Genomic DNA, 21,993 nt, shown 5'->3' on the forward strand with positions numbered 1-21,993 from the left:
GTGTGCGCGATGTGTCAGAGCGTGATCAGCGCGTCGAGCGGCGCTCCGCGCAGTGCGCCGTCCAGCCGGGCCCGCCCGCCCAGGAACGTGAGCTCCATCAGGACGGCGACGCCCGCGACGTCGGCACCGGCCCGCCGGATCAGGTCCAGCGAGGCCTCGGCGGTGCCGCCGGTGGCGAGGACGTCGTCGATGACCATGACGCGGTCGCCCGCGCCGAGGTCCTCGGCGTGCACCTCGATCTCGGCGGTGCCGTACTCCAGCTCGTACGCCTGGGACAGCGTGGCGCCGGGCAGCTTGCCCGCCTTGCGGACCGGGACGAAGCCGATGCCGGAGCGGACGGCCACCGGGGCGGCGAGGATGAAGCCGCGGGCCTCCAGGCCGACGATCTTCGTGGCGCCGTGCCGCTCGCAGATGCCGCTCAGCTCGTCCGTCAGCGCGGTGAAGGCGACCGGGTCGGCGAGCAGGGGCGTGATGTCCTTGAACACCACTCCCGGCTTCGGGTAGTCGGCCACGTCCCGGATGCGGCTGAGCAGCAGGTCGCGGGTGTCCTCGGCGCTCATCGGCTCCTGCCCGAGGGACGACCCCGGCCGCGGCGCTGGCCGACCACGGCGCCGGCCGCCGCGGGTGCCGCGTCGTCGGTCTCCACGCCGTCGTCGTCGGGGTCCGGTCCGGAGCCGTCGTCCGTCTCGCCCTTGGCCGCGGCGGCCGCGCGCTTGGCGAGGACCCGCTTCTTGAGGGCCTTCATCTGCGGCTCGCGCTCCTTGAGGTCGGCGACGAGCGGCGTGGCGATGAAGATCGAGGAGTAGGCGCCGGCCGCGAGGCCGACGAACAGCGACAGCGAGATGTCGTTCAGCATGCCGGCGCCGAGGACGCCGCCGCCGATGAACAGCAGGCCGGCGACCGGCAGGAGCGCCACGACCGTGGTGTTGATGGAACGCACCAGGGTGCTGTTGATGCTGCGGTTGGCGACGTCGCTGTAGGTCCAGCGGGTCTGCTTGGTGATGTCCTTCGAACTCTCCTTGAGGGAGTCGAAGACGACGACCGTGTCGTAGAGCGAGTAACCGAGAATGGTCAGCAGACCGATCACCGTGCCCGGGGTGACCTCGAGCCCGACCAGGGCGTACACACCGACCGTGATGGTGATGTCGTGGATCAGGGCGATCAGGGCGGCGATGGCCATGCGCCACTCGAAGGCGATCGCCAGGTAGATCACCACCAGGATCATGAAGACCCCGAGGCCGGTCCACGCCTTGTTGGCGATCTGCTCGCCCCAGCTCGGTCCGACCAGCTCGGCGTTGATCTTCTCCCGGTCGACGCCGAACTCCTCGGCCAGCTCCGTCTGGACACGGTCGGCCTGCGCCGTGTCCAGCTCGCTGACCTGGATGCGCATGCCGCCGGTGCCGAGCTCCTGGACGATGGCGAGGTGGCCGGAGGCCTCCTCCGCCACTTCCTGCGCCTGCGAGACCGAGACCTCGGCCTTGGGCGTGGTGAAGACGGCGCCGCCCTTGAACTCGATGCCCATGTTCAGGCCGCGCACCGCCAGGCCCACGATCGCCGTGATGGTGATCAGGATGGAGACGGCGTACCAGAACCTGCGCTTGGCGACGAAGTCGTATCCGACCTCACCGCGGTAGAGACGGGCGCCGAGATTGCCGAGTCGCGACATCTCACGCCTCCTTCGGGTCGGTGGGGACGGACACGCGGCGGGAACGGCGCAGCGGAGGCTTGGCGCCGAGCCGCTTCGGGTCGAGGCCGGACCACTTGTGGCCGCTCGCGAAGAACTTCGTCCGCGCGAGGATCGTCATCAGCGGCTTGGTGAAGAAGAAGACCACCACGACGTCGAGCAGCGTCGTCAGACCCAGCGTGAAGGCGAAGCCCTGCACCTTGCCGACGGTGACGACGAACAGCACGACGGCGGAGAGGAACGACACGAAGTCGGAGACGAGGATCGTGCGCCGCGCCCGCGGCCAGGCACGCTCGACGGCCGGGCGCAGGGTGCGTCCCTCGCGGATCTCGTCCCGGATGCGTTCGAAGTACACGATGAACGAGTCGGCGGTGATACCGATGGCCACGATGGCACCGCAGACGGCCGGCAGGTTCAGCGCGAAGCCGATGGCCGGGCCGAGCAGCGCCATGAGCGTGTACGTCAGGATCGCGGAGGCCAGCAGGCTCAGGATCGCGATCAGCGACAGGCCGCGGTAGTAGACGACCAGGTACACGATGACGAGCGCGAGGCCGATGGCACCGGCGATGAGGCCGGCCTGGAGCTGCTCCCCGCCGAGCGCGGCGGTGACGGTGGTGACGCTCTGCTCCTCGAAGGTCAGGGGCAGGGCACCGTAGGAGAGGATGTTGCCCAGGTTCTGGGCGGACTCCTGGGTGAAGTCACCGGTGATCTCGGCGCTGGCGCTCAGCGTCTGGTTCACCTGGGGGGCCGAGACCACTTCGCCGTCGAGGACGATGGCGAACTGGTTCATCGGGGGCTGCTGCTGCGACAGGCGGCTGGTGATGGTGGAGAACTTCTTGGCGCCGGAGTCGGTGAACTCCATCGTGACCTTCCACAGGCCACGCTGCTGGTCGAGCTCGCCCTTGGCGTCGTCGACGTCCTTGCCGTCCACCTCGGCCGGGCCGAGGATGTACTTCTCCCACTGGTCGGCGCTGTTCATGCCGCAGGCGACGGTGGTGTCGGCGGGCTTGACGTTGTCCCCGAGCGTGCCGCGGACCTTGTCGTCGGAGCAGTCCAGCTCGGCGAACTTCTTCTGGAGCGCGGCGGTGGCCGGGTCGGCCGACGGGTCCGGCGCGGGGGTGTCGGACGGCGCCGGGCTCTCGGATGCCTCCGGCTCGCCGGAACCCGACGGCGACGGGGTGGCGGCCGGGGCCTTCAGGCCCTCGGTGACCGCGCGGCCCTGGGTGGTCGCGGAGGGGGACGGTGCGCCGGCCTCCGGCTTGTCCGTGGCCTTGTCGCCGTCGGCGGGCTTGCCGGACTCCGAGGCGCTCGGGCTGGGGCTCGGGGCGGGCTGCTCCTGGTTCGGGGCGCCGGCCGCGACCGTCAGCACCGGCCGGAAGTAGAGCTGGGCGGTGGTGCCGACCTGCTCCCGGGCCTGCTGGGAGTTGGTCCCCTTGGGGATGTTGACGATGATGTTCGAGTCGCCCTGGGTCTGAACCTCGGCCTCGGAGACACCCAGACCATTGACACGGCGCTCGATGATGCCGACCGCGGTGTTCATGTTGGTCTCGTTGATGGCGTTCGGGGCGCCCGGCTGGTTCTTCGCCTCGAGCGTGATGGTCGTACCGCCCGCCAGGTCGATGCCCAGGCGCGGCGTGAGCTGACCCGCCCAGAACATGCCGCCCGTGAGCGCGACCATGGCGATCAGGATCAGAGCCAGGGCGCGCCCCGGCTTCCCCTGAGACCCCGTGGGCCTTCGGCCCCTGTTCGGTGCTGCCACCTTCTCGTTTCTCCCTGTCCAACCGCCCCGGCGCCGGGTGTGCGCCGCGGCGGCCACGAAGTGTTGTGGGGCCTGCCCCCGGGTTGCGTCGGCACGACCCGGGGACCGCGCGGCGCCCGTGCGCCGCGGCGGTCCCCGATCATGACTACTTCGCGTCGCCCTCGCCGTCGGCCTTGCCGTCGGTCCTGGCGTCCTTGGCCTCGTCGGCGTCGTCCTTCTTGCCCAGGTCGACGCGGTCGGAGTCCGCGGAGGCGTCGTCGGAGCCGGCGGTCAGCGAGGAGGCGTCGTCCGGGACGACGGTGGAGCCGTCGTCGTGGGCGTCGTCGTCACCGTGGACGATGCGGTTGTACTCCTCGTCGGAGAGGACCGCGCCGACGGCGTTCTTGCCGAAGACGAGGTGCACGCCGGGCGCCGCCTCGAGGAGGACCGTGTCGTCGTTGACCTCCTTGACGGTCGCGTACATGCCACCGATGGTCCGCACTCCGGTGCCGGGCTGCATCGAGTCGCGCATGTTCGCGGCTGCCTGCTGCTTCTTCTTGGCGGAGCGGGTCATCAGGAACATGGCCCCGATGAGCACGATGAAGGGGAGGAGGGTCAAGATATCCACGGCGGGGAATTCCTTCGCACGACCGCGCTGACGAACGGCCTGTATACGGGGGTGGGCACGCCGTCCCTGGAAGGGCGGCATCGGCGGAGTCTAAGCGAGTCCGCATCACTGGAACAACGCCCAGCATCCCACCGGGGTTCCGCACCGGACGACTCTCCTCGCCGTCACGCCCCGAAGAGCCCCTGTTGTCCGCTTGCGCCCGGCGCCTGCTGGGGCGGGGTGAGTCCGAGGTGGGCCCAGGCCGCCGGTGTGGCCACCCGTCCCCGGGGCGTCCGGGCCAGCAGTCCCTCCCGGACCAGGAACGGCTCGGCGACCTCCTCCACCGTCTCCCGTTCCTCACCGACCGCGACGGCGAGGGTGGACAGGCCCACCGGGCCGCCGCCGAACAGCTTGAGCAGCGCCTGCAGCACGGCGCGGTCGAGCCGGTCCAGACCCCGGCTGTCCACCTCGTACACGGCGAGGGCGGCAGCCGCCACCTCACGGTTGACGAGCCCGTCCGCCTTGACCTGGGCGTAGTCCCGCACACGGCGCAGCAGCCGGTTGGCGATACGGGGGGTACCACGGGAGCGTCCGGCGATCTCGGCCGCACCCTCCGCGTCGATCCCCACGTCCAGCAGCTGCGCGGACCGGTGGAGCACCCGCTCCAGCTCCGCGGGCTCGTAGAACTCCATGTGGGCGGTGAAGCCGAAGCGGTCGCGCAGCGGCGGCGGCAGCAGACCCGCCCGGGTCGTGGCGCCGACCAGCGTGAACGGCGGGAGCTCCAGCGGGATGGCGGTGGCTCCGGGGCCCTTGCCGACGATCACGTCGACCCGGAAGTCCTCCATGGCCATGTACAGCATCTCCTCGGCCGGCCGGGACATCCGGTGGATCTCGTCGAGGAAGAGGACCTCGCCCTCCTGGAGGGAGGAGAGGATCGCCGCGAGGTCGCCCGCGTGCTGGATGGCGGGGCCCGAGGTGATCCGGATCGGTGCGTTCATCTCGGCGGCGATGATCATCGACAGGGTGGTCTTGCCGAGGCCCGGGGCCCCCGAGAGCAGCACGTGGTCGGCGGTGGCGCCGCGGGCCAGGGCCGCCTTGAGCACCAGGTCGAGCTGTTCGCGCACCCGCTCCTGGCCGACGAACTCGTGCAGCGACTTCGGGCGCAGGGCGGCCTCCACGGCCTGGTCCTCGCCGTCGGCCGACGGGCCGACGAGGCGCTGCTCGGTGTCGGCGGTGGTGTCGTCGTCCCAGTTCACGTGGTGTCTTCTGCCTTCTTGCGCGGATGGTGACGGGTGCCCCGGACGGGGCGTGAGCAGGGGCCCGGCCGGGGGCGGGGGGCTCGGGTGCCGGCGCGGGGGCGCGTCCACCGAAGGGCCGGGCGCCGGCCGGTCAGCGGGTGCGGTTCAGCGTCTGCAGGGCGGCGCGCAGGAGCGGTCCGACGGCGGGGGCGGGGCCCATGGACTCCGCCTGGGGGGCGACGGCGGTGACGGCCTCGTCCGCCTCACGGGTGGCGTATCCGAGGCCCAGCAGGGCGGCGTGGAGCTGGTCGCGCCAGGACTGGGTCACCGGGGCGCCGACGGCGGGGACGGTGCCCAGCGGCTCGCCGAGGCGGTCCTTGAGCTCCAGGAGCAGCTTCTGGGCGCCCTTCTTCCCGATGCCCGGCACGGCGGTGAGGGCCTTCTCGTCGGCGGTGGCGACCGCCACCCGCAGTGCGTCCGGGGTGTGGACGGCGAGCATCGCCTGGGCGAGGCGGGGACCGACCCCGCTCGCCGTCTGGAGCAGCTCGAACACCTGGCGTTCGTCGTCGTCGGCGAAGCCGTACAGGGTGAGCGAGTCCTCGCGGACCACCAGGGAGGTCGCGAGTCTGGCCTCCTGGCCGACGCGCAGGGTGGAGAGGGTGTTCGGGGCGCACTGCACGGCCATCCCGATGCCGCCGACCTCGATCACCGCGGTGGTGGGGGCGAGTGCGGCGACGGGGCCGCTCACAAAGGCGATCATGCGGTCGGGCCTTTCCTGACGGGCGGAACGTGGGCGGCGGGCCGGGCGGCCCGGTGGGCCGTCACCGCCTGCTGGAGGCGGTTCTGCGCGGGGGCGCGCCAGATGTGGCAGATGGCGAGGGCGAGGGCGTCGGCCGCGTCGGCGGGCTTCGGCGGTGCGTCGAGCCGCAGCAGCCGGGTGACCATGGCCCCGACCTGCGCCTTGTCGGCACGGCCGCTCCCGGTGACGGCGGCCTTGACCTCGCTGGGGGTGTGCAGGGCGACGGGCAGGCCGCGCCGGGACGCGCAGAGCATGGCGACCGCGCTGGCCTGGGCGGTGCCCATGACCGTGCGGACGTTGTGCTGGCTGAAGACGCGCTCCACGACGACGATGTCCGGCCGGTGCTCGTCCAGCCAGGCCTCGATGCCCTGCTCGACGGCGACCAGGCGGCGGCCCAGCTCCTCGTCGGACGGGGTGCGCACGACGCCGACGCCCCGCATGGTCAGCGGACGGCCGGCCACGCCCTCGACGACGCCGACACCGCACCGCGTCAGCCCGGGGTCCACACCGAGTACGCGCACGCCGTCCCCCCTTCTCCGGTTCTCCGGTCACCTGTTCGTGCAGGCTATCGGCTGCCGCCGACAACGCGCGGACGGGCCGACGGGGGTGTCTCCCCGTCGGCCCGTCCGGTGGCGCCGTTGTGAGGCCGCGTCAGGCGTCGACCTTCGCCATGACGTCGTCGGACACGTCGAAGTTGGCGAAGACGTTCTGCACGTCGTCGCTGTCCTCCAGCGCGTCGATCAGCTTGAAGATCTTGCGCGCGCCCTCCTCGTCCAGCTCGACCTGCATGGTCGGGACGAAGTTGGCCTCGGCCGAGTCGTAGTCGATGCCGGCCTCCTGCAGTGCGGTGCGGACGCCGACCAGGTCGGTGGCCTCGCTGAGCACCTCGAAGGACTCGCCGATGTCGTTGACCTCCTCGGCGCCGGCGTCGAGGACGGCTCCGAGGACGTCGTCCTCGGACAGTTCACCCTTGGGGACGATGACGACGCCCTTGCGGTTGAACAGGTAGGACACCGAGCCCGGGTCGGCCATGGAGCCGCCGTTGCGCGTCATGGCGACGCGGACGTCGGACGCGGCACGGTTGCGGTTGTCGGTGAGGCACTCGATGAGCACCGCGACACCGTTGGGCCCGTAGCCCTCGTACATGATCGTCTCGTAGTCGACGCCGCCGGCCTCGAGGCCACCGCCGCGCTTGACCGCCGAGTCGATGTTCTTGTTGGGCACCGAGCTCTTCTTCGCCTTCTGGATGGCGTCGAAGAGGGTCGGGTTGCCGTCGATGTCGGCGCCGCCGGTACGCGCCGCCACCTCGATGTTCTTGATCAGCTTCGCGAAGAGCTTGCCGCGCTTGGCGTCGATCACGGCCTTCTTGTGCTTCGTCGTAGCCCATTTAGAGTGGCCGGACATCTGCCTGTCTCCTTCGCGTAACCCTTTACTGAACGAACCCCAGAGATCCTACCGGGATCGGGTCACCTGCCCGCGCGCACCATCTCGACGAAAAGCGCGTGGACGCGGTGGTCCCCGGTGAGCTCCGGGTGGAACGAGGTGGCGAGCACGGCGCCCTGCCGGACGGCGACGATGTGGCCGCCGTGCTCGGCGAGCACCTCGGTCTCCGCGCCGACGGACTCCACCCAGGGGGCCCGGATGAAGACGCCCTCCACGGGACCGACGCCGGTCACCTCGACCGTGGCCTCGAAGGACTCGTTCTGGCGGCCGAAGGCGTTGCGGCGCACGATCATGTCGATGCCGCCGAGGGTCTCCTGGCCCGACCGCGGGTCGAGGATCTTGTCGGCGAGCATGATCAGGCCGGCGCAGGTGCCGTAGACGGGCAGCCCGGCCGCGATGCGCTCGCGCAGCGGCTCCATCATGCCGAAGAGGTTCGCGAGCTTGGACATGGTCGTGGACTCGCCGCCGGGGATCACCAGGCCGTCGACCCCGGCCAGCTCCTCGGGCCGCCGGACCGGCCTGGCCACGGCGTCCGCCGCGGCCAGGGCGATCAGGTGCTCCCGGACGTCGCCCTGGAGAGCCAGGACACCGATCACGGGTGAGGTCATCACCAGCCCCGGTTCGCGTAGCGCTCGGCCTCGGGGAGGGTGTCGCAGTTGATGCCGACCATGGCCTCGCCCAGGTTCCGGGAGGCGTCCGCGATGATCTTCGGGTCGTCGTAGAACGTGGTCGCCTTGACGATGGCGGCGGCCCGCTTCGCCGGGTCGCCGGACTTGAAGATGCCGGAACCGACGAAGACGCCCTCGGCGCCGAGCTGGCGCATCAGCGCGGCGTCCGCGGGGGTGGCGACACCGCCGGCGGAGAACAGCACCACGGGGAGCTTGCCGAGCTCGGCGACCTCCTTGACGAGCTCGTACGGCGCGCGCAGGTCCTTGGCGGCGGCGAAGAGCTCGTTGTTGTCGAAGCCGCGCAGGCGGGCGATCTCGTTCTTGATCTGGCGCAGGTGACGGACGGCCTCGACGACGTTGCCGGTGCCGGCCTCGCCCTTGGAGCGGATCATGGCCGCGCCCTCGGCGATCCGGCGCAGGGCCTCGCCGAGGTTGGTGGCACCGCAGACGAAGGGCGTGGTGAAGGCCCACTTGTCGGAGTGGTTGACCTCGTCGGCCGGGGTGAGGACCTCGGACTCGTCGATGTAGTCGACGCCGAGGGACTGGAGCACCTGGGCCTCGACGAAGTGGCCGATGCGGGACTTGGCCATGACGGGGATGGAGACCGCCCCGATGATCTCCTCGATCATGTTCGGGTCGGACATCCGGGCCACTCCGCCGTCCTTGCGGATGTCGGCGGGCACCCGCTCCAGCGCCATGACCGCGACGGCGCCGGCGTCCTCGGCGATCTTCGCCTGCTCGGCGTTGACCACGTCCATGATCACACCGCCCTTGAGCTGCTCGGCCATGCCGCGCTTGACGCGGGAGGTTCCGGTCGCCGGGGCGTCGGCGGGCTGCGGGGTGGGGTTGACGGACACGGAGGACCTCACTCGATGACGACGATGCGATGCGTCCCTGATGGAACAGCCACGGACCAGTCCACATCAAGGGCCAATGAACAGGCGGTGGATCGTTTTGGAGCGCCGAGGAGGAGGCCGGAGGGCTCCTGAGGGGGTCACAGGGCCGTTCCGCGCCGCACGGAGCAGGCCAAAGGGCCGGGGTGACGCGGTTGTTGGGGCGGCGTGCGGCCGCCGGACGGCCCGAGGCGAGCGGACTCGCGGCGGCCGGACCCGCGTCCGCGCGGGGGCGGTCCGGGCCGGGAGACCGCGCGGGAGGGATCGCCCCGGGGGCGGGGAGGCGCGGGAACCTCTGGGAGCGGGCTGCGGGAAGGGGTCAGGAGGGGCGGTCGGCCAGCGCTGTCGGGGGCTCGTCGTCCATCTCGAAGGCCATCGGGAACGGCGCGTGACCCGCGAGCCGGAACCAGCGCACCTTGCGGTGCCTGCGCAGCGCACGTGCCGCGCGCACCGCGTCGTTGTGGAAGCGCCGGGCCATGGGCACCCGCCGTACCGCCTGCGCCAGTTCGGTCGCGGCCTCGTCGCCGCCCGGCACCTCGCGCAGCGCCTCGACCTGCTCGGGCTCGCCGAACACCGCGCGCAGCGCCGCGCTCAGCTCGCTCTCGGCCACCTCCCGGTGCTCCTCCTCCGACTGCCTCGCGTCGTGTGCGGCCTCGTAGAGGACGATCGACGCGGCGGGGTCGAGCACACCGGAGGTCGCCAGCTCCTGGGCCACCGAGGCACGGCGCAGGAGCTGCGCGTCGAGGGCGGCGCGCGCCGCGTCGATCCGGGCGTGGAGCCGGTCGAGCCGGCCGGCGGTCCAGCTGAGGTACATGCCGATCAGCACGAGGGCGACGACGATCCAGATCAAGGTGCTCACGGGCGGCAAGGCTACCGGCCGGGCCGTGGCGTGAAGTCACCCCGGGCTGCCGGGGGCCGTCCCCGGTCCGCGGGGCGGGCGGCCCGCGCCGCCCCGCGGACCGGGGACGGCCCCCCGCCCTGCCGCGCTCCCCCGCGCCCGGCTCCCGCCCCGCGGCGGGGGCGTCCGGGCACGGCACCGCGCCCCGGGACCGGCCCGGTCGTCCCCGGGCCGGTCGTGGGCTCAGTCGCGGGCGGCGAGGCCGAAGCGGGCGCGCAGGCCGGTGCGTTCGTCGGCGGCGACCGAGGCGGCGCCGTCCGTCACCGTCTCGTAGACCGCGAGGATGTCCGCGCCGACGGTCGACCAGTCGAAGCGGCGCACGTGCGCGCTGCCCCGGGCGCGCAGTTCCGCGCGCCGCTCCGGGTCCCGCAGCAGCCGGACCGCCGCGGCGGCCAGCGCGTCGGCGTCCTCGTTCGCGAAGAGCTCCCCCGCCGCGCCCTGGTCCAGCACCTGCGCGAACGCGTCCAGGTCGGCGGCGAGCACGGGGGCGCCGGCCGACATCGCCTCGACCAGGATGATGCCGAAGCTCTCGCCCCCGGTGTTCGGGGCCACGTACACGTCCACGCTGCGCAGCAGCCGCGCCTTGTCCTCGTCGCTGACCATCCCGAGGAACTCGACGCGCGAGCGCATCTCGCGGGGCAGCGAGGCGACGGCCTCCTCCTCGTCGCCGCGGCCGGCGACGAGGAGCCGGGCCCCGGGGTGCTCGGCGAGGATCGCGGGCAGGGCCTTCATCAGCACCGGCAGGCCCTTGCGCGGCTCGTCGATGCGGCCGATGAAGCCGATGGTGTCCCCCTGCCACTCCTTCTTGGGCTCCGCCTTCTCGAAGAAGCCGACGTCGACGCCGTTGGGGATGACGACCGCGTCGCCGCCGAGGTGCTCGACGAGGGTGCGCCGCGCGTACTCGCTCACCGCGACGCGGGCGCTGATCTTCTCCAGCGCGGGCTGGAGGATCGGATAGGCGGCGATCATGGCCCGCGAGCGCGGGTTGGACGTGTGGAAGGTGGCCACGATCGGCCCCTGCGCGGCCCAGCACGAGAGCAGGCCGAGCGACGGGGAGGCGGGCTCGTGGATGTGGATCACGTCGAACGTGCCCTCGTGCAGCCAGCGCCGCACCCGGGCCGCCGAGAGGAAGCCGAAGTTGAGCCGGGCCACGGAGCCGTTGTACGGGACCGGGACCGCGCGGCCGGCGGAGACGACGTACGGCGGCAGCGGTGTGTCGTCGTCGGCGGGGGCGAGGACGGAGACCTCGTGGCCCAGCCGGATGAGGTGCTCGGCGAGGTCCCTGATGTGGAACTGCACACCGCCGGGCACGTCCCAGGAGTACGGGCAGACGATGCCGATCTTCACGCGGGGCGCTCCTCGAGATCGGCGAGCCAGAGCCGTTGCAGCATGTGCCAGTCCTCCGGGTGGTCGGCGATGCCCCCGGCGAAGGCGTCGGCGAGGGCCTGCGTCATGGAGGACGTCTTCTCGGCCCGCGTGCCCGACCCGGGCACCTCCACGGGCGGGTGGACGCGGCCCTTCATCACGGGGGTCCCGTCGTACCAGAGGGTGACCGGCAGCAGCAGGGCGCCGGTCTGCTGGGCGAGCAGGGCGGGTCCGGCCGGCATCCGTGCCGTGGAGCCGAAGAAGTCGACCTCCACGCCGGACGACGACAGGTCCCGGTCGGCGACCAGGCAGACCAGCCCGCCGTCGCGCAGCCGCCGGGCGAGGGTGCCGAAGGCGGCTCCCCCGGTGTGCGGCAGCACCTCCATGCCGAGGCTCTCGCGGTAGGCCACGAAGCGGTCGTAGAGGCTCTCCGGCTTGAGGCGCTCGGCGACGGTGGTGAACGGGACGCCCAGCGCGCGCGTCACCCAGATCCCGGCCACGTCCCAGTTGGCGAGGTGGGGCAGGGCGAGGACGACGCCGCGGCCCGTGGCGAGCCCGTCGGTGAGGTGGTGCACGTCCTTGGGGTCGAAGCTGTGGGCGGCGCGCTCCTGGCTCCAGGCGGGCAGCCGGAAGGACTCCATCCAGTAGCGCATGTACGAGCGCATCCCGGCCTTCGACAGCTCGGCCAGGCGCTCGGGGCCCGCGTCGGGTACGACCCGGGCGAGGTTGGCCTCCAGCCGCAGCACGCCTTTGCCGCGGCGCTTCCAGACGGTGTCGGCGATGGTGCGCCCGAGGCGGGCGGCGGCCGGCTCGGGCATCTTCTTCACGGCGGCCCAGCCCAGTCCGTACAGGGCGTCGGTGAGGCGGTCGCGCATCACGGGCTCTCGCCTCCCTGCGACCGCGCGTCCGCGGCGCCCGTACCGGCAGCGCCCGTCCCTGCGGCACCCGTCTCCGCGGCGCCCGCACCGGCCGCGCCGGCACCTGCCGCCGCCTCGGCCTCCGCCTCGGCCGACTCGCGGCGCACGGTCACCACCCGCTGCCCGAGGGTCACCAGGCTGCCCACCGCGACGATCCACAGCGCGATCGGCAGCAGGATGTCGATGCCCGGGACGCCGAAGGCGTGGAGCCCGGCGAGGCCCGCGGCGACCAGGGAGATCACCAGTCGCTCGGCACGCTCGATGAGGCCGTTCACGGCCACCGGCAGGCCGATCGACTCCCCGCGCGCCTTGGTGTACGAGACGACCTGTCCGCTGGCGAGACAGAAGATCGAGACCGCGCAGAGCACGTCGTTGTCGCCGTTGCCCGCGTACCAGAGGGCGAAGCCGCCGAAGATCGCGCCGTCGGCGACCCGGTCCAGCGTGGAGTCGAGGAACGCGCCCCAGCGGCTGGAGACGCCGGCCTGGCGCGCCATGTTGCCGTCGACGAGGTCCGAGAACACGAACAGGGTGATGACGATCGTGCCCCAGAAGAACTCGCCCCTGGGGAAGAAGACCAGCGCTCCCGCCATGACACCGGCGGTGCCGACGAGGGTGACGGCGTCGGGGCTCACCCCGCGGCGGAGCAGAAACGCGGCGAACGGTGTGAGGACACGCGTGAAGAATGCACGCGCGTACTTGTTCAGCATGGCCTTCCCGAGGGCTCGGTGAGCCGCGCGGCCCCTTCGGCCACCGGCTGGCCCATCGTAGTCACGACCGGCGCGACCGGGCGCCGGGACCCGGGCGGGACGGGCGCGGTCCGACGTATGGACGCGACCTGCCGACAGTGGAAAGCTCGAATCACGACCGCGGGCACCGCCGGACCTGCCCCGGACACCGCCCGGGGCCCGTCCCGGCCTCCCGCGCCCGCGGATCCGCTCCCCCGCGCCACCGATCGGGAGGCAGGACCATGGGCGCCACATCACGCACACACCCCGGAGCCGCCGGCAGAGCGGTAACGGCCGACCATCCCGCGTCCGTACGGAACGTGGTGCTGGTCGGCCACAGCGGATCGGGCAAGACCACCCTCGTCGAGGCCCTCGCGCTGACCGCGGGAGCGGTCAACCGGGCCGGCCGGGTCGAGGACGGTGCGACGGTCTCCGACCACGACGGGATCGAGCACCGCCAGCAGCGCTCCGTACAGCTCTCGCTCGTCCCCCTCGCCTGGGACGGGTGCAAGATCAACCTTCTGGACACCCCCGGATACGCCGACTTCGTCGGCGAGCTGCGGGCCGGTCTGCGGGCGGCGGACGCGGCCCTCTTCGTGGTCTCGGCCGCGCAGGAGGCCGGCGCCGTCGACGGGGCGACCCGTGCGGTGTGGGAGGAGTGCGCGGCGGTCGGCATGCCGCGCGCCATCGTCGTCACCCACCTGGAGACCGCGCGGACCGGCTTCGACGAGCTCACGTCCGTCTGCGGCCGTCTCTTCGGCGGCGACGACCCGGACGCCGTGCTGCCGCTCCACCTGCCCCGGTACGGCACCCCCCGCCCTGACGGGCACAGCCCGGTGACCGGTCTGACGGGGCTCCTCAGCCGCAAGGTCTACGACTACGCCTCCGGAGTGCGCACCGAGCGGGACCCGGCGCCCGGCGAGACGGCGCTCGTCGACGAGGCCCGCAACCGCCTGATCGAGGGGATCATCGCGGAGAGCGAGGACGAGACCCTGATGGACCGCTATCTCGGCGGCGAGGAGATCGCTCTCACGACGCTCGTCGGCGACCTGGAGAAGGCCGTGGCCCGCGGCACCTTCCACCCCGTGCTCGCCGCCGCCCCGGCCACCGGCGACGCCCGTCAGGGGCTGGGCACCGTCGAACTGCTGGAGCTGATCACGGGCGGCTTCCCGACACCGCTGGAGCACCCCGCCCCGGCCGTGACGGCCCCGGACGGCACCGCCCGCCCCGCCCTCGTCTGCGATCCGGCCGGCCCGCTGGCGGCCGAGGTCGTCAGGACCGCCTCGGACCCGTACGTCGGCCGGCTGTCGCTGGTGCGGGTGTTCTCCGGGACGCTGCGCCCCGACGAGACCGTCCACGTGTCGGGGCACGGGCCGGCGGACCGCGGGCACGAGGACCACGACGTGGACGAGAAGGTCGGCGCGCTCACCGCGCCCTTCGGCAAGCAGCAGCGGCCGCTGCCGCACGCCGTCGCCGGTGACCTGGCCTGTGTCGCGAAGCTGTCCCGCGCGGAGACCGGGGACACCCTGTCCGGCAGGGACGAGCCGCTGCTGATGGAGCCGTGGCGCATGCCGGACCCGCTGCTGCCGCTCGCCGTCCGGGCCCACAGCAAGGCGGACGAGGACAAGCTCTCGCAGGGGCTCGCCCGGCTCGCCGCCGAGGACCCGACCCTGCGGCTCGAACAGAACCAGGACACCCACCAGGTGGTGCTCTGGTGCATGGGCGAGGCGCACGCCGACGTGGCCCTGGAACGGCTGCGCACGCGCTACGGCGTGCAGGTCGACGTCGTCCCCCACCTGGTGCAGCTGCGGGAGACGTTCGGCGCGGCCGCGGCCGGCCGCGGCCGCCACGTCAAGCAGTCCGGCGGCCACGGCCAGTACGCGATCTGCGAGATCGACGTCGAGCCGCTGCCCGCGGGCTCCGGGATCGAGTTCGTCGACAAGGTCGTGGGAGGGGCGGTTCCGCGCCAGTTCATCACCTCGGTGGAGAAGGGCGTGCGCGCGCAGGCCGCGCGGGGCGTCGTCTCCGGGCATCCGCTGGTCGACGTGCGGATCACCCTGCGCGACGGCAAGGCGCACTCCGTGGACTCGTCGGACGCGGCCTTCCAGACGGCGGGCGCCCTGGCCCTGCGGGAGGCGGCGGCCGAGGCGCGCATCCGTCTCCTGGAGCCGGTGGCCGAAGTCGAGGTCCTGGTGGCGGACGAGTACGTGGGCCAGGTGATGAGCGACCTCTCGGGCCGCCGCGGCCGGGTCGTCGGCACCGAACAGACGGATGAAGCACGGACGTTGGTGCGGGCCGAGGTGCCGGAGATCGAGATCGGCCGGTACGCGGTGGACCTGCGCTCGCTGTCCCACGGCACCGGCCGGTTCAGCCGGGCCTACGCCCGCCACGAGCCCATGCCGCAGCAGGTCGCCGACCGGATGCGCGAGGAGGCGGGGGCCGGCGCCCGCTGACCGAAAACACCCGTCGCGGCCCGCTCGGGGCGGGCGCCCCCCGAATGTCCACTGCCGCGCCCGCCCCGCCCCCGATACGCTTCAGGTGCCCAGCTCACCAGGTGTGCGGGGCGCGGCAGTTGGGAACAGGCCGCAGTGCGGACGCTTGCGGCGATGGGGGCGGTAGTGACAGACGGATTCGATTTCTCACCCGGGGCCCAGGTCCCGCTCACGGGGTCGGCCGGACAGACCGCGGCGACGCATGCCCTGGCGTCGGCCGCGTACCGGGACAGCCCGGTCGCCGACATCCTGGGCGCCAACAGCGACTGGCACAAGTCGGATGTGAAGAAGGGCAGGTTCTCCCTCTTCGAGCCGAACCTGGGCGAGGCCTTCGCCCGCGCCGTGCAGGTCAGAATGCTCGGCGGCGGACGCGCGGGACTGATCCAGTCCTTCGGCACCGAACCGCAGGCGGTGGTGGAGCACTGCCTCGCCGCCTCCCGCATCCGCAAGGAGCGGGACACCCGGCTCACCGTCGTGATGGTGCTGTGCGGGCTGCTCTTCCTGCCCGGACTGCTGCTGTGGATGGGCGTCTTCCAGCTCCGCCGCACTCTCGCGGGCGCCCAGAACAAGCGCGCGGGGGCGGCCGGCACCGTGCTGCTGGTGGGCCTCGGCGCACTGGCCGTGATCATGCTGCTGAAGCTTCCGTTCTCCGGGTTCTGGGGCTACTACATCCGCGGCATGATCGTCGCGCCGGTGATCGGCTGGCTGCTCGCCAAGCGGATCTGCGAGTCCACCGCCCGGGATCTGCGGGACCGCTGGGACAGCCTGCTGTCCGGCGGCGGCGTCGGCGCCAAGATCCCCGAGGCCGTCCCCGGCAACCCGAACGAGACCTCCCGCGAACAGCTGCGCCAGGGCCTCCAGAAGCTGACCGCCGAGCAGCACTCCAACGTCGTCTTCTACGCCGGCCCCAAGGGCATACTCGGCATGGGCACCCGCTGGGGCAGCTGGCAGATGGCGGAGGAGCTGGTCTCCAAGGACCCCGGCAAGGAGATCAACCAGTTCCGGAGCTGGGACGTCATACGGGCCATCCACGACAAGCTGAAGCTGCTGGAGCGCGGCCCGCTGAACTCTGGCGGGTTCCCCAAGCCGTCCGTCCGGCACTGGATCGTCTCCCCGGTCGGCGAGAACGCGGGGTCGGTCAGCCGGCCCGAGGGCCAGGACGTGGACAACTTCCAGGTCAAGGGCCACGAGGTCCAGCGGATCTGCAACCACCAGCAGTTCGGCGGCGGCAACCGGCACTACCTGGGCGTCCAGTTCACCCTCTGGGACGGCCAGCTGGTGATCACCATGATGATCACCGTCACCGTGCTGCACGAGACTCTGCGCGTGGAGGTCACCGGCCACGCCCTGGGCCCCGTCCACTCGCTGTTCACCAGCAAGCCCTCGCCGAAGACGGTCACCGTGGCCAAGACCGTCCGCTTCTGGGAGACGGTCGACCGGACGCTGCCGCTGATCGACGCCCCCGAGGTGGTGCGTCTCGCCGTGCGCGCCCCCTTCACCTGGTACCCGCCGCTGCTGGACTTCCTGGGCGGCAAGCTCGTCCTGCCGGAGCCGTTCGGACTCCGCCACGCCTGGGCCGACAAGCCGTGGCGGCACCGCTTCATGGCGGACGACGCGCTGCGGGCGGCGACACCGGTGCTGCGGGCGGCGCACGCCGCCGCGATCCGGGTGCTGGAGGAGAACGGCGTCGACACGGAGCGCTTCGGCAACCGCTCGTCGCTGGTCGGCGGCGCGGTGCAGGACCCGTCGCCGGGCAGGGCCGACCTCTACGACGCGTAGCGTGCTCGTACGCCGGGGCCGGGAGGGTCACCTCCCGGCCCCGGCGCCGTGGCCTCAGCGGGGCCAGGCGTCCGCCAGCATCCGGCGGGTGTCGCCGAGCAGCTGGGGCAGCACCTTGGTGGCGCCGACCACGGGCATGAAGTTGGTGTCCCCGCCCCATCGGGGCACGATGTGCTGGTGCAGGTGGGCGGCGATGCCCGCCCCCGCCGCGCTCCCCTGGTTCAGCCCGATGTTGAAGCCGTGCGCCCCGGACGCCGCCCGCAGCGCGGTCATGGCCTGCTTGGTCAGCAGGGCCAGCTCGGCCGTCTCGGCGTCGTCGAGCTCGGTGTAGTCGGCGACATGGCGGTAGGGGACGACCATCAGGTGGCCGCCGTTGTAGGGGTACAGGTTGAGGACCGCGTAGACGCTCTCGCCGCGGGCGACGATCAGCCCGTCCTCGTCCGACTTGGACGGGATCGAGCAGAACGGACAGCCGTCTCCGGCCTCCGGGCCGGTCGGCTTGTTCTCGCCCTGGATGTACGCCATCCGGTGGGGCGTCCACAGGCGCTGGAACGCGTCAGGCGTCCCGACTCCGATCTGCTGCTCGGGCTCAGTCGTCATGCGTGCCAGCATATTCGCCGCCCGCCCCGGTACGGGGCGAGGGGCGGCGCTCCCCCTTGTCGGGGAGGGCCGCCCCTCGGTCCGGCCGCCGGGCGCGGTCGGTCACACCTGCACGCGGCGCTCCACCACGTCGACGAGCTTGGCCAGGGCCTCCTCGCGCGGGATGCCGTTCTCCTGGGAGCCGTCGCGGTAGCGGAAGGAGACCGTGCCCGCGTTCATGTCGTCGTCGCCCACGATGACCATGAAGGGCACCTTCTGCTTCTGCTGGTTGCGGATCTTCTTCTGCATCCGGTCCGAGGAGGCGTCGACCTCGACCCGCAGGCCCTTCTTCTTCGCGTCCGCCGCGAAGGCCTGGAGGTACTCGACGTGCGCGTCGCCGATCGGGATGCCGACCGCCTGGACGGGCGCCAGCCACGGCGGCATCGCGCCCGCGTAGTGCTCCAGCAGCACGGCGAAGAACCGCTCGATCGAGCCGAACAGCGCGCGGTGGATCATGACCGGACGCTGCTTGCTCCCGTCGGGGCCGGTGTACTCCAGGTCGAAGCGCTCCGGCAGGTTGAAGTCGAGCTGCACGGTCGACATCTGCCAGGTGCGGCCGATGGCGTCCCGCGCCTGCACGGAGATCTTCGGGCCGTAGAAGGCGGCGCCGCCCGGGTCCGCGACGAGCTCCAGGCCCTGCTTCTCGGCGACCTGCTGCAGGACCGAGGTGGCCTCCTCCCACGCCTCGTCCGAGCCGACGAACTTCTCCGGGTCCTTGGTGGACAGCTCCAGGTAGAAGTCGTTCAGACCGTAGTCGCGCAGCAGGTTGAGCACGAAGGTGAGCGTGCGGTCCAGCTCGTCCGCCATCTGCTCGCGGGTGCAGTAGATGTGCGCGTCGTCCTGGGTGAAGCCGCGGGCGCGGGTCAGACCGTGCACCACACCCGACTTCTCGTACCGGTACACCGTGCCGAACTCGAAGAGGCGCAGCGGGAGTTCGCGGTAGGAGCGGCCGCGCGCGTCGAAGATCAGGTTGTGCATCGGGCAGTTCATGGGCTTGAGGTAGTAGTCCACGCCCTGGTCGAGCTGCATGGGCGGGTACATGCCCTCGGCGTACCAGTCGAGGTGGCCCGACTTCTCGAAGAGCGCGCCCTTGGTCGCGTGGGGCGTGTAGACGAACTCGTAGCCCTCCTCCTCGTGCCGGCGGCGCGAGTAGTCCTCCATGACCCGGCGGATGATGCCGCCCTTGGGGTGGAAGACGGCGAGGCCGGAGCCGATCTCGTCGGGGACGGAGAAGAGGTCCAGCTCGTTGCCGAGCTTGCGGTGGTCGCGCTTCTCGGCCTCGGCGAGGAAGTCCAGGTGGGCCTTCAGCTCGTCCTTCGACGGCCAGGCGGTGCCGTAGATGCGCTGGAGCATCGGGTTCTTCTCGCTGCCGCGCCAGTAGGCGGCGGCGTTGCGCATCAGCTTGAACGCGGGGATGTTCCGGGTGGTGGGCAGGTGGGGACCGCGGCAGAGGTCCTTCCAGCACAGCTCGCCGGTCTTGGCGTCCAGGTTGTCGTAGATCGTCAGCTCACCCGCGCCGACCTCGACGTCCGCACCGTCGTCGTGCGAGGCGGCGCCCTTGAGGCCGATGAGCTCCAGCTTGTACGGCTCGTCCGCGAGCTCCTCGCGGGCGGCGTCGTCGCCGACGACACGGCGCGAGAAGCGCTGGCCGCGCTTCTGGATCTCCTGCATCTTCTTCTCGACGGCCTTGAGGTCCTCGGGGGTGAACGGCTTCTCGACGTCGAAGTCGTAGTAGAAGCCGTCCTTGACCGGCGGGCCGATACCGAGCTTGGCCTCGGGGAAGAGCTCCTGCACGGCCTGGGCCATGACGTGCGCGGTGGAGTGGCGCAGGATGTTCAGGCCGTCCTCGGAGGAGATCTCGACGGGCTCGACCTCCTCGCCGTCGCGGACCTCGTAGGACAGGTCCTTCAGCTCACCCGCCACACGGGCGGCGACCACGGTGCGCTCGCCGGGGAAGAGGTCGGCGGCCGTAGTGCCCGTCGTCACCACGCGCTCTTCCCGCTCGGAATCGCGTTGGATGATCACACGGACGTCTGACACCGGTCTCTCCTGACTGAAGGCGGATCCGCGGGTGCGTGGTGCACACCGCAGTACGGAATCGTACCGAGCCCGGGGGCCCGCCCGCGAAACGCCTGCCCACCCGCCCGGCCCGTCCGGAGCCGGACCCGCACGGCTCCCGGGCCGGGGACGCCGGCTCAGCCGGGCCCCGCCCCGCCGTCGCCCGGCTCGTCGTCCGCAGTCTCCGCCCAGGGCCCGGGACCCTGGCCGAGCGACTTCATCAGCCGGTCCCGCTCCGCCTCGTCGACCTGCACGACGACGGGAGGCGTCGCGCCGGTCAGCCGCCGGAATCCGCCCCGGCTCTCCAGCCGTCCCGCCAGCCGCACGGGCAGCCCGTCGAGGTGCGCCCGGCCCGCCGTGCGGTACGCCTCCTCGTCGAGCACGACCCGTACGTGCGGCACGTCGGCTCCCGCGAGCACCCGCAGCCGCACGGTCCCCGGGCCGGCCGGGCCGGAGCGCCGCATCCGCACGACGGTGCCGGTCAGCCGGACGGGCACGGACGGCTCGTCCCGCAGGTAGCGCGCGCCGGCCGCGCGCAGGGCGGGCAGGTCCCCGGCGGAGAACTCGACGGGCTCCATGCGCGCCCCGCAGCCCCGCGGCACGCCCGCCGCCGGTGACCACTCCAGGGCGATCCGCGCGCCCTCGGTGCCCCGGACCAGGGCGACGACCGCCTCCGTGAGTTCGCGGCTGACGCCCGCGCGGACCGCCGCGTCGAAGGCCTCCGTACCGCCGGCCGCGCGCTGGTAGTCGATCGCCTCGCGGGCCGCCAGCAGGGCGTGCGACAGCCGGACGGCGAGGGCGCGTCCGGTCCGCACGGGGACGAACGCGGTCAGGCTCCGGCCGCCCGGTGCGGGGCCGACCAGCACGCCGGCGAGACCGGCGGCCGCCGCCCGGCGGTGCCGGGCCCCGTAGTAGCCGGCGCGGCCGCGGACGGCGAGCGCCCCGGCGAGGAGCATCTGCCGGGCCGCCGAGCGCAACTGCTCCTGCGCGGTCCAGGAGGCGGTGCCCTCGGGCTCGTGGGGGATGTCGCGCCACCAGCGGATCTCGTCGCTGGGCACGGTGAGGGAGACGAGGACCTCCCGCGCGGCGGGGGTGGCGCTGCGGGCGAGGGCGGTGAGGGCCTCCTGGATGAGGTCGTCGCAGTCGGGGAAGGCACGGGTCTCGGGGAGCAGCAGGCTGGCGGCGGCCGCGGCGGGTCCGGGCGGCGTCCAGCGGGAGTAGTGCCCGGCGCTCCCGCCGCGGCGGGACCAGCCGTGGCGGTGCAGGAGGGCGCCGAGGACCGCGGGGTCGACCTGGGACGGGTCGGGTTCGGCGTGGCCGGTCCAGGACAGCGGGTGGGGGCCGGGCGGCTCGGCGTGCTCGTCGAAGGACCGGTGCATCAGGGTCTCCCTCCCCCGCCGACGCGCGTCATGATCTCGCAGAGCGCCCGGTCGTCGAAGATCCGCGCGGTCGGTATCCGGACGGTCGTCCGGCGTCTGCCCGTCACCGGGTGGCCCGCCAGGTTGGTCCAGTAGCAGCAGTGCCTCAGGTCGAGCCGGTCGTGCCCGGCGCGGAGCCAGTCGTCCCGGCTCCGCGGGACGATCATGACGACCAGGATCTTGTGGACGGAGACCGGAGTGCGGGCCAGTTTCACCAGGTGGTCGTTGTCCAGGGTGAAGGAGAACGCCGGTCCCCGCGGGTGCGGCGGCAGTTGGTAGGTGCACTTCAGCTGCACCTTGATGGTGACCTCGTCGTCGACCGCGTGGGCCGGCGAGCCGTGGCTGACGTGCCAGTCGATGCCGTTGTCCGGGAACGGCTGGGAGAGCGAGCAGCCGGCCGCCGCGGCGACGGCGTGCAGATAGCCCACCTGGAGGGTCTCCATGCAGGCGGTGGTGGCGAGTGCGCCCCGCAGCGGAACGCTCCGCTGGGGCAGCAGCCCGCCCGGTTCGGGCTGGGCGAGCGCCATGTCGAAATTCCTTCCCCGTCACCTGTGTTGTCACCGCGCGGCGTACGGCGCAAACAGTCCGGGTATCACCGGTTCGGGCAGGGGTTGTCGCCATCTGCCAGGAAC

The 21,993-nt window shown here is 72.4% G+C and carries 20 protein-coding genes; 2 read left to right on the top strand and 18 right to left on the bottom strand.

Features of this window, described 5'->3' with window-relative positions; translation table 11 throughout:
* Positions 1-14 precede the first annotated feature (14 nt).
* The 14 genes from IAG43_RS04890 to pgsA form a co-directional block, all read right to left on the bottom strand.
* Entirely contained in the window at positions 15-560 is a 546-nt protein-coding gene (locus IAG43_RS04890) for an adenine phosphoribosyltransferase (RefSeq protein ID WP_187739528.1), read from the bottom strand.
* Positions 557-1,666, bottom strand: a complete 1,110-nt coding sequence (secF, locus tag IAG43_RS04895) for a protein translocase subunit SecF (RefSeq protein ID WP_187739529.1) — start codon at positions 1,664-1,666, stop codon at positions 557-559. Before secF ends, IAG43_RS04890 begins: the two co-directional genes overlap by 4 nt.
* Before the next feature lies 1 nt (position 1,667).
* Positions 1,668-3,443 carry a protein translocase subunit SecD gene (secD, locus tag IAG43_RS04900; protein WP_187739530.1) on the bottom strand — a complete coding sequence of 592 codons (1,776 nt, stop codon included), beginning with the start codon at positions 3,441-3,443 and terminating at the stop codon, positions 1,668-1,670.
* A 145-nt stretch (positions 3,444-3,588) separates the two neighbouring features.
* Entirely contained in the window at positions 3,589-4,050 is a 462-nt protein-coding gene (yajC, locus tag IAG43_RS04905) for a preprotein translocase subunit YajC (RefSeq protein WP_187739531.1), read from the bottom strand.
* Positions 4,051-4,214: 164 nt separating this feature from the next.
* Positions 4,215-5,285 carry a Holliday junction branch migration DNA helicase RuvB gene (gene ruvB, locus IAG43_RS04910; protein WP_187739532.1) on the bottom strand — a complete coding sequence of 357 codons (1,071 nt, stop codon included), beginning with the start codon at positions 5,283-5,285 and terminating at the stop codon, positions 4,215-4,217.
* 133 nt (positions 5,286-5,418) lie between these two features.
* Positions 5,419-6,027 carry a Holliday junction branch migration protein RuvA gene (gene ruvA, locus IAG43_RS04915; protein ID WP_187739533.1) on the bottom strand — a complete coding sequence of 203 codons (609 nt, stop codon included), beginning with the start codon at positions 6,025-6,027 and terminating at the stop codon, positions 5,419-5,421.
* A complete protein-coding gene (gene ruvC / locus IAG43_RS04920) occupies positions 6,024-6,587 on the bottom strand; it encodes a crossover junction endodeoxyribonuclease RuvC (RefSeq protein ID WP_187739534.1) in 564 nt (187 codons plus the stop codon). Before ruvC ends, ruvA begins: the two co-directional genes overlap by 4 nt.
* 130 nt (positions 6,588-6,717) lie before the next feature.
* Positions 6,718-7,470 carry a YebC/PmpR family DNA-binding transcriptional regulator gene (locus IAG43_RS04925; RefSeq protein WP_187739535.1) on the bottom strand — a complete coding sequence of 251 codons (753 nt, stop codon included), beginning with the start codon at positions 7,468-7,470 and terminating at the stop codon, positions 6,718-6,720.
* 62 nt (positions 7,471-7,532) lie between these two features.
* Positions 7,533-8,117 (bottom strand): pyridoxal 5'-phosphate synthase glutaminase subunit PdxT, encoded by a 585-nt coding sequence (gene pdxT, locus IAG43_RS04930; RefSeq protein WP_187739536.1) that lies wholly within the window; start codon positions 8,115-8,117, stop codon positions 7,533-7,535.
* The gene (pdxS, locus tag IAG43_RS04935) at positions 8,117-9,034 is read right to left on the bottom strand and encodes a pyridoxal 5'-phosphate synthase lyase subunit PdxS (protein WP_187739537.1); all 918 of its coding nucleotides are present in this window, start codon (positions 9,032-9,034) and stop codon (positions 8,117-8,119) included. Before pdxS ends, pdxT begins: the two co-directional genes overlap by 1 nt.
* 355 nt (positions 9,035-9,389) lie before the next feature.
* Complete coding sequence (locus IAG43_RS04940) at positions 9,390-9,884, bottom strand: hypothetical protein (RefSeq protein WP_187744296.1); 495 nt, start codon at positions 9,882-9,884, stop codon at positions 9,390-9,392.
* A gap of 267 nt (positions 9,885-10,151) precedes the next feature.
* Positions 10,152-11,315, bottom strand: coding sequence for a glycosyltransferase family 4 protein (locus tag IAG43_RS04945; protein WP_187739538.1), 1,164 nt, complete (start codon positions 11,313-11,315; stop codon positions 10,152-10,154).
* Positions 11,312-12,208 carry a phosphatidylinositol mannoside acyltransferase gene (locus IAG43_RS04950; RefSeq protein WP_187744297.1) on the bottom strand — a complete coding sequence of 299 codons (897 nt, stop codon included), beginning with the start codon at positions 12,206-12,208 and terminating at the stop codon, positions 11,312-11,314. Before IAG43_RS04950 ends, IAG43_RS04945 begins: the two co-directional genes overlap by 4 nt.
* Complete coding sequence (gene pgsA / locus IAG43_RS04955) at positions 12,208-12,957, bottom strand: phosphatidylinositol phosphate synthase (protein ID WP_187739539.1); 750 nt, start codon at positions 12,955-12,957, stop codon at positions 12,208-12,210. Before pgsA ends, IAG43_RS04950 begins: the two co-directional genes overlap by 1 nt.
* 260 nt (positions 12,958-13,217) lie before the next feature.
* Here pgsA and IAG43_RS04960 point away from each other — a divergent pair, with 260 nt between their 5' ends.
* Entirely contained in the window at positions 13,218-15,428 is a 2,211-nt protein-coding gene (locus IAG43_RS04960; protein ID WP_187739540.1) for an elongation factor G-like protein EF-G2, read from the top strand.
* A gap of 153 nt (positions 15,429-15,581) precedes the next feature.
* Entirely contained in the window at positions 15,582-17,246 is a 1,665-nt protein-coding gene (locus IAG43_RS04965; protein ID WP_187739541.1) for a hypothetical protein, read from the top strand.
* Positions 17,247-17,300: 54 nt separating this feature from the next.
* Here IAG43_RS04965 and IAG43_RS04970 read toward each other — a convergent pair whose 3' ends face one another.
* From IAG43_RS04970 to IAG43_RS04985, 4 genes are all read right to left on the bottom strand, one after another.
* Positions 17,301-17,858, bottom strand: a complete 558-nt coding sequence (locus IAG43_RS04970) for an HIT family protein (RefSeq protein WP_187739542.1) — start codon at positions 17,856-17,858, stop codon at positions 17,301-17,303.
* A 90-nt stretch (positions 17,859-17,948) separates the two neighbouring features.
* Positions 17,949-19,925: a threonine--tRNA ligase gene (gene thrS, locus IAG43_RS04975; RefSeq protein WP_187739543.1), complete on the bottom strand. Its 1,977-nt coding sequence runs from the start codon at positions 19,923-19,925 to the stop codon at positions 17,949-17,951.
* Positions 19,926-20,080: 155 nt separating this feature from the next.
* The gene (locus IAG43_RS04980) at positions 20,081-21,322 is read right to left on the bottom strand and encodes a hypothetical protein (protein ID WP_187739544.1); all 1,242 of its coding nucleotides are present in this window, start codon (positions 21,320-21,322) and stop codon (positions 20,081-20,083) included.
* The gene (locus tag IAG43_RS04985; protein WP_187739545.1) at positions 21,322-21,888 is read right to left on the bottom strand and encodes a DUF4365 domain-containing protein; all 567 of its coding nucleotides are present in this window, start codon (positions 21,886-21,888) and stop codon (positions 21,322-21,324) included. The genes IAG43_RS04980 and IAG43_RS04985 overlap by 1 nt, the downstream gene beginning before the upstream one ends.
* Positions 21,889-21,993 lie beyond the last annotated feature (105 nt).

This window comes from Streptomyces genisteinicus, from assembly GCF_014489615.1.
Lineage (GTDB): Bacteria > Actinomycetota > Actinomycetes > Streptomycetales > Streptomycetaceae > Streptomyces > Streptomyces genisteinicus.

Excerpts from the sequence above, each read along its gene's own strand:
- IAG43_RS04890 (WP_187739528.1), bottom strand. The coding sequence starts at position 560 with ATGAGCGCCGAGGACACCCGCGACCTGCTGCTCAGCCGCATCCGGGAC.
- secF (WP_187739529.1), bottom strand. The coding sequence starts at position 1,666 with ATGTCGCGACTCGGCAATCTCGGCGCCCGTCTCTACCGCGGTGAGGTC.
- ruvA (WP_187739533.1), bottom strand. The coding sequence starts at position 6,027 with ATGATCGCCTTTGTGAGCGGCCCCGTCGCCGCACTCGCCCCCACCACC.
- IAG43_RS04925 (WP_187739535.1), bottom strand. The coding sequence starts at position 7,470 with ATGTCCGGCCACTCTAAATGGGCTACGACGAAGCACAAGAAGGCCGTG.
- pdxT (WP_187739536.1), bottom strand. The coding sequence starts at position 8,117 with ATGACCTCACCCGTGATCGGTGTCCTGGCTCTCCAGGGCGACGTCCGG.
- IAG43_RS04940 (WP_187744296.1), bottom strand. The coding sequence starts at position 9,884 with ATGTACCTCAGCTGGACCGCCGGCCGGCTCGACCGGCTCCACGCCCGG.
- IAG43_RS04950 (WP_187744297.1), bottom strand. The coding sequence starts at position 12,208 with ATGCGCGACCGCCTCACCGACGCCCTGTACGGACTGGGCTGGGCCGCC.
- pgsA (WP_187739539.1), bottom strand. The coding sequence starts at position 12,957 with ATGCTGAACAAGTACGCGCGTGCATTCTTCACGCGTGTCCTCACACCG.
- IAG43_RS04960 (WP_187739540.1), top strand. The coding sequence starts at position 13,218 with ATGGGCGCCACATCACGCACACACCCCGGAGCCGCCGGCAGAGCGGTA.
- IAG43_RS04965 (WP_187739541.1), top strand. The coding sequence starts at position 15,582 with ATGGGGGCGGTAGTGACAGACGGATTCGATTTCTCACCCGGGGCCCAG.
- IAG43_RS04970 (WP_187739542.1), bottom strand. The coding sequence starts at position 17,858 with ATGCTGGCACGCATGACGACTGAGCCCGAGCAGCAGATCGGAGTCGGG.
- IAG43_RS04980 (WP_187739544.1), bottom strand. The coding sequence starts at position 21,322 with ATGCACCGGTCCTTCGACGAGCACGCCGAGCCGCCCGGCCCCCACCCG.
- IAG43_RS04985 (WP_187739545.1), bottom strand. The coding sequence starts at position 21,888 with ATGGCGCTCGCCCAGCCCGAACCGGGCGGGCTGCTGCCCCAGCGGAGC.